The organism is Geodermatophilus sp. SYSU D01176 (assembly GCF_054050015.1).
This window is the reverse complement of record NZ_JBJGYN010000095.1, coordinates 1-5,946: the sequence shown is the minus strand read 5'-3', so window position 1 is coordinate 5,946 and position 5,946 is coordinate 1. Positions and strand designations below refer to the sequence as shown.

At 73.4% G+C, this 5,946-nt stretch carries 7 protein-coding genes; 5 read left to right on the top strand and 2 right to left on the bottom strand.

Translation table 11 applies throughout. The features are described 5' to 3' along the window. The first annotated feature begins 115 nt into the window (after positions 1–115). Entirely contained in the window at positions 116–529 is a 414-nt protein-coding gene (locus ACI78Z_RS24685; protein WP_457039181.1) for a DUF2784 domain-containing protein, read from the top strand. Here the strand turns inward: ACI78Z_RS24685 and ACI78Z_RS24680 are convergent. Further along, complete coding sequence (locus ACI78Z_RS24680; protein ID WP_457039180.1) at positions 462–1,178, bottom strand: DUF72 domain-containing protein; 717 nt, start codon at positions 1,176–1,178, stop codon at positions 462–464. The two genes, ACI78Z_RS24685 and ACI78Z_RS24680, sit on opposite strands and share 68 nt — an antisense overlap. An 8-nt stretch (positions 1,179–1,186) precedes the next feature. Further along, a complete protein-coding gene (locus ACI78Z_RS24675) occupies positions 1,187–1,828 on the bottom strand; it encodes a class I SAM-dependent methyltransferase (RefSeq protein ID WP_457039179.1) in 642 nt (213 codons plus the stop codon). 233 nt (positions 1,829–2,061) lie between these two features. On the opposite strand from ACI78Z_RS24675, the gene ACI78Z_RS24670 reads away from it, so the two are divergent. The 4 genes from ACI78Z_RS24670 (at position 2,062) to fmdA (ACI78Z_RS24655) (ending at position 5,848) form a co-directional block, all read left to right on the top strand. Beyond that, positions 2,062–2,349 (top strand): zinc ribbon domain-containing protein, encoded by a 288-nt coding sequence (locus tag ACI78Z_RS24670; RefSeq protein WP_457039178.1) that lies wholly within the window; start codon positions 2,062–2,064, stop codon positions 2,347–2,349. Between the two features lie 75 nt (positions 2,350–2,424). Further along, a complete protein-coding gene (locus ACI78Z_RS24665) occupies positions 2,425–3,132 on the top strand; it encodes an AmiS/UreI family transporter (protein WP_457039177.1) in 708 nt (235 codons plus the stop codon). 57 nt (positions 3,133–3,189) lie between these two features. Further along, positions 3,190–4,443, top strand: a complete 1,254-nt coding sequence (fmdA, locus tag ACI78Z_RS24660; protein WP_457039176.1) for a formamidase — start codon at positions 3,190–3,192, stop codon at positions 4,441–4,443. Between the two features lie 142 nt (positions 4,444–4,585). Next, positions 4,586–5,848 carry a formamidase gene (gene fmdA / locus ACI78Z_RS24655; RefSeq protein ID WP_457039175.1) on the top strand — a complete coding sequence of 421 codons (1,263 nt, stop codon included), beginning with the start codon at positions 4,586–4,588 and terminating at the stop codon, positions 5,846–5,848. The last annotated feature ends 98 nt before the right edge of the window (positions 5,849–5,946 follow it).

Here is a 5,946-nt window from a genome sequence, read left to right as displayed (position 1 = left end):
CCCCCCCCCCCCCCCCCCCCCCCCCCCCCCCCCCCCCCCCCCCCCCCCCCCCCCCCCCCCCCCCCCCCCCCCCCCCCCCCCCCCCCCCCCCCCCCCGGCGTGCCAGGCTGGCGGCGTGCTGGCGGCACACCTCGTCGCGGTCGTGCACGCGCTCGCCGTCGTCCTCATGCTGACCGGCGCGCTGGTCTCGGTGCGCCACCCCCGGCTGCTGTGGGTGCACGCGCCCGTCGCGGCGGCGATCCTCGCGGTGAACCTGGCGGGGGCGCCCTGCCCGCTCACCGACCTGGAGCTGGCGCTGCGCGAGTGGGCCGGCGGGGAGCCGTACACCGGCGGCTTCCTCGGCCACTACGTGCTCGCGCCGGTCGGCCTGGACGTCGCCAGCACCGCCGTGCAGGCCGGCATCTACACCGTCGCGCTGGTGCCCAACGTCCTGGGCTACGGGCTGCTGGCCGCGCGGGGGCTCAGCCGCCGGCCAGTGCCCGCAGGGTCTCCGCGTTCCGCACCGCGTGCCCGTGCCCGTCGTTGTTGAAGTAGGCGTAGACGTCGCGGCCGTCGCGCGCCCACTCGCCGATCCGGTCGGCCCACCAGCGCAGGTCGGCCTCGGGGTAGGAGCCGGCGTAGAGGTGGGCGTCGTCCGGGCCGTGCAGCCGGACGTAGACGAACGGCGCGGTCGCCCGCAGCACGCACGGCAGGCCGGCGCCGCTCATCACGCAGTACGCCGCGCCGTGCCGCTCCAGCAGGGCGTACACCGCCTCGTCGTCCCAGCTGGGGTGGCGGAACTCGACCGCGACCCGCATCCAGTCCGGCAGCAGGCCGAGGAAGAAGTCCAGCCGGGCGTCGTCGCGGGCCTGGGTGGGCGGCAGCTGCACCAGCAGGACGGCGCGCCGGTCCCCCAACTCGTGCCAGCACTCGGTGAGCCGGCCGACCCAGGTCTCCGGCGCGTACAGCCGCTTGGCGTGGGTCAGGCCGCGCGGGGCCTTGACCGAGAGCTGGAACCCCGGGGGCAGCCGCCGGCGCCAGGAGGCGAAGGTCGCCGTGCGCGGCCAGCGGTAGAAGCTCGCGTTGAGCTCGACGGTCCCGAAGCGCCGGACGTAGTGGGCCAGCCGGTCGCGCGGGGGCGTGCCGGGCGGGTAGAGGACGCCGTCCCAGTGGTCGTAGCTCCAGCCCGACGTCCCCACGTGCACGCTCAGGGCAGCCGCCAGACCGTCGTCCGCCGCAGCCCCGGGCCCTCGGTCTCCGGGATCTCGTAGACCGCGACGGCCTCGAGCCGGTCGTGCGGCAGGTAGGGGCGGCCGGGGTCGCCGACGTACACCTCGCAGCCGCGGGCGCGGGCCCGGTCGAGGAAGGGCAGCACCCGCTCGGTCATCTCCCGGTCGTAGCAGACGTCGCCGGCCAGGATCACCTCCACGCCGGTCGGCTCCCGGCCGAGGACGTCGCCGGTGACGCCGATCCCGCCGATCCCGTTGAGGCCGGCGTTGACCCCGACCGCCGTCCGGCTGAACGGGTCGACGTCGCTGGCCAGCACCGACCGGGCGCCGGCCAGGCGGGCGGCGAGCGCGACCAGCCCGCTGCCGGACCCCAGGTCGAGGACGGCCCGCCCGGCCACCACCGACGGGGTGTCGAGGACGTACCGGGCCAGCGCCTGCCCGCCGGGCCAGGCGGCCGCCCAGAACGGCGGGGTCTCCCCCGCGCCGCCGTCCGCGGCCTCCATCGCCTCCCACAGCGCGACGACGTCGTCGGCCACGTGCAGCCGGACCTCCGGCACCGAGGAGGGCCGCCGCACCTGGGTGTGGGTCCGGACGAAACCGGACGGGACGAGTCGGGTCACCCCTGCAGTCCACCACCTCCGGCTCGAGACCCGGCCACCTCCTCGGCATCCGACACGGGATGCCCACCCCTCTCCCCACGGGGTCACGGCGCGCCGGGGAGCGCGTGTGCGGGGCGGGGGATGTGACCGGGGGCTCGGCAGGGGCTTGACCCCCGGATGCACCCGGTGGAGCGTGCCCGTCCTCCCGGGCTCCCCGGGAGAGCTCGGGTCAGGAGCGGCCTGGAGGTGCCGAGGTGGCCGTCTACGTCTACCGCTGCACCCAGCACGGCCTCACCGAGGTCACCCGCGCCATGGGCACGGCCGCCGCAACGGTCCCGTGCCCGGCGTGCGACCTGCCGGCGATCCGGGTCTTCACCGCGCCGCGACTGTCGCTCGGGTCCCCGGCCCGGCGGGCGCTCATCGACCGCACCGAACGGACCCGCGACGAACCGGACGTCGTGTCCGCTCCGCCGCCCCCGCCGGGTGGGGCGGCGGCGGCAGTGGCGCGCAACCCGGCCCTGCGGCGACTGCCGCGTCCCTGACGGCCGCCGCTCCCGACACGGGCCACCCCGGATCCCGAGAGGACGCCTGATCGATCCCACGAGGAGGGGAGCGACATGGGCAGCGTTGGATTGCTGTACGTCGGAGCGGTCCTGGTCGTCAACGGTCTGATGCTGCTCGGGCGGGTCGACGCCCGGGCGGCCGCACCGCTGAACTTCTTCGTCGGCGGGTTGCAGGTGGTCACGCCGACCTACCTGATCGTCACCTCCGGCGGGGATCCGGACACGATCCTCGCCGCCTCCGGCCTCTACCTCTTCGGCTTCACCTACCTGTACGTGGGGTTCAACCTCCTGGCCGGCCTGGACGGCACCGGGCTCGGCTGGTTCTCCGCGTTCGTCGCGGCGTGCGCCCTCGTGTACGCGGGCCTCAACTTCGGCCGCCTCGGCGACCCCGCTTTCGGGGTCATCTGGCTGTACTGGGCGGTGCTGTGGGGGTTGTTCTTCCTGGTGCTGGGGCTGAAGCGGGAGGAGCTGACCCGCTTCACCGGGGCCGTCGCCGTCATCGCCGGCGTCCTCACCTGCGCCGTCCCCGCCTTCATGCTGCTCGTCGGCGTGTGGGCACCCAACACGAGGACGGCGGCGATCGTGCTCGCCGTCCTCTGCGTGCTGTCGCTCGGCCTCTACGGCCCGCTGCGGCAACCGCGGGCGACTCCGGCGACGGCGCCCGCGCCGGAACTGCGCGAGGGCGAGTCGCCCCAGCAGGTCACCACTGCCGGTACCGCGACGCCGCGGACGACCGACGTCCCGACGGACCGCAGGCGGTGATGCCTGCCCCTCGACCCGCTCGTCGCCGCTCGGACCACCCAGACCAGGAGGCCGGCCATGCCGGACGTCGTGTTCCCGCTCGACTCCACCAAACCGTTCACCGAGCAGAAGTACGTGGGCCACAACAGGTGGCACCCCGACATCCCGGCCGAGGTCAGCGTCCGCCCCGGGCAGACCTTCCGGGTGCACTGCCGCGAGTGGTTCGACGGGGCGATCCACAACGACGACTCGGCCGACGACGTCCGTGACGCACCGCTGCCGACGGTGCACCGGCTCAGCGGGCCCATCGCGGTCGAGGGAGCGGAGCCGGGGGACCTCCTGATCGTCGACATCCTCGACCTCGGGCCCATCCCCCAGGAGGACTCCGGTCCGCTGGCCGGCCAGGGCTGGGGCTACACCGGCATCTTCGCCAAGCGCAACGGCGGGGGCTTCCTCACCGACCAGTTCCCTGACGCGTACAAGGTGATCTGGGACTTCTCCGGGCAGCGGGCGACGTCCCGGCACATCCCCGGGGTGTCCTTCACCGGCATCACCCACCCCGGCCTGATGGGGACGGCCCCGTCGGCGGACCTGCTGGCCCGGTGGAACCGGCGGGAGGGCGCGCTGATCGCCACCGATCCCGACCGGGTGCCGCCCCTGGCGCTCCCCCCGCTGCCCGACGAGGCGATCCTCGGCCGGTTGGAGGGTGCGGAGTTCGACCGGGTCGCCGCGGAGGCCGCCCGGACCGCACCGCCGCGGGAGAACGGCGGCAACCAGGACATCAAGAACTTCACGAGGGGGACCCGGGTCTTCTACCCGGTCTTCGTCCCGGACGCGAAGCTGTCGATGGGCGACCTGCACTTCTCCCAGGGCGACGGGGAGATCACCTTCTGCGGCGCCATCGAGATGGGCGGGTTCATCGACCTGCACGTCGACCTCATCAAGGGCGGCATGGAGGCCTACGGGGTGGGCGAGAACGCCATCTTCATGCCGGGCAACGTTGACCCCCGGTACGAGCGGTGGCTGGCCTTCTCCGGGACTTCGGTGACCCTGGACGACGAGCAGCGCTACCTGGACTCGCACCTGTCGTACCAGCGGGCCTGCCTGCACGCCATCGACTACCTGACCACGTTCGGCTACACGCCGGAGCAGGCCTACATGATCCTCGGGGCCGCCCCGATCGAGGGCCGGCTGTCCGGGGTGGTCGACATCCCCAACTCCTGCTCCACCGTCTACATCCCGACCGCGATCTTCGACGTCGACGTCACCCCCTCGGCGTCGGGGCCGACCCGGATCGACCCCGGGATGGGCGTGCCCCGCTCCACCTCCTGACCGACCGGGGTGCCGGGGCGCCGCGTGTGCCCCCGGCACCCGGGTGGTCCTCCCGAGGCCGGCTGGACCACCTCCGCACCATCCGGCGCACGGGCGCGCCCGTCGCCGTGCTCCCTTTCCCGCACCCACCCGAGGAGTTCCCGTGCCCGAGGTCATCTTCGAGATCAACCGCGACCTGAGCGTCCCGATGGCCGAGCAGGCGGTACCCGGCCACAACCGCTGGCATCCCGACATCCCACCGGCGAACACCGTCCGCCCGGGCGCCACCTACCGGATCGAGTGCAAGGACTGGACCGACGACCAGGTCCGCAACACCGATGACGCCGAGGACATCCGCACCATGAACATCGACCCCTGCCACGTCCTCAGCGGCCCGTTCGCGATCGAGGGCCTGGAGCCGGGGGACCTGCTGGTGGTCGACATCGTCGACATCGGACCGTTCGACGTCCAGCCGTGGGGCTACACCGGCATCTTCGCCAAGGAGAACGGCGGCGGGTTCCTCACCGACTACTCACCGGGAGCGTCCAAGGCCATCTGGGACCTCGACGGCATCTGGACCACCAGCCGGCACGTCCCCGGTGTGCGCTTCATCGGCAACTCCCACCCCGGGCTCTTCGGCTGCGCGCCCTCCGCCGACCTGCTCGCCGAGTGGAACCGCCGGGAACAGGCCCTCATCGACCTGAACCCCGACCGAGTGACCGGGGACATCCCCGCACACGGCGGGGAGACCCCCGGCGCACCCCAGGTCCCCGCACTGGCGCTGCCGCCACTGCGGAAGGACGCCCTCCTCGGCCGGCTGAGCGGCGCGGACCTCGACCGGGCCGCCGCCGACGCCTGCCGCACCATCCCGCCTCGGGAGCACGGGGGGAACGTCGACATCAAGGACCTGGGGGTCGGCAGCCGGGTCTACATGCCGGTCTTCGTCCCCGGCGGGCTGTTCTCCATCGGCGACCTCCACTTCGCGCAGGGCGACGGGGAGATCACCTTCTGCGGCGCCATCGAGATGCCCGGCTTCATCGACCTGCACTTCGACGTCATCAAGGGCGGGATGGAGCGGTACAAGACCGACATGCCGTTCTTCAAGCCCGGCCGCGTCGGCCCCGGCTACTCGGAGTACCTGACCTTCGAGGGCATCAGCGTGGAGGACGGCCGGAACTACTACATGAACGCCACGGTCGCCTACCGCCGGGCCTGCATCAACGCCATCAACTACCTGATGCCGGCGATGGACTGGACCTTCGAGCAGGCGTACCTGTTCCTCGGGGCGGCACCGGTCGACGGCCGGATCGGCGGCGTGGTGGACATCCCCAACAGCGCGGTCTCGCTCAGCATCCCGTTGTCGATCTTCGACTGGAACCTCCTGCCGGAGGGTGCCGGCGGAGGCCGCGAGCTGGTCGCGGACTGACCGATCCCCGGTCCGGGGGGGGGGGCCGCCGCCCCGGCACCCGCCACCGGCACGTTTCGCCCAATCCCCACTAACTCTTACGCTTTCAGCAAGGTGGG

Excerpts from the sequence above, each read along its gene's own strand:
- ACI78Z_RS24665 (WP_457039177.1), top strand. The coding sequence starts at position 2,425 with ATGGGCAGCGTTGGATTGCTGTACGTCGGAGCGGTCCTGGTCGTCAAC.
- fmdA (WP_457039176.1), top strand. The coding sequence starts at position 3,190 with ATGCCGGACGTCGTGTTCCCGCTCGACTCCACCAAACCGTTCACCGAG.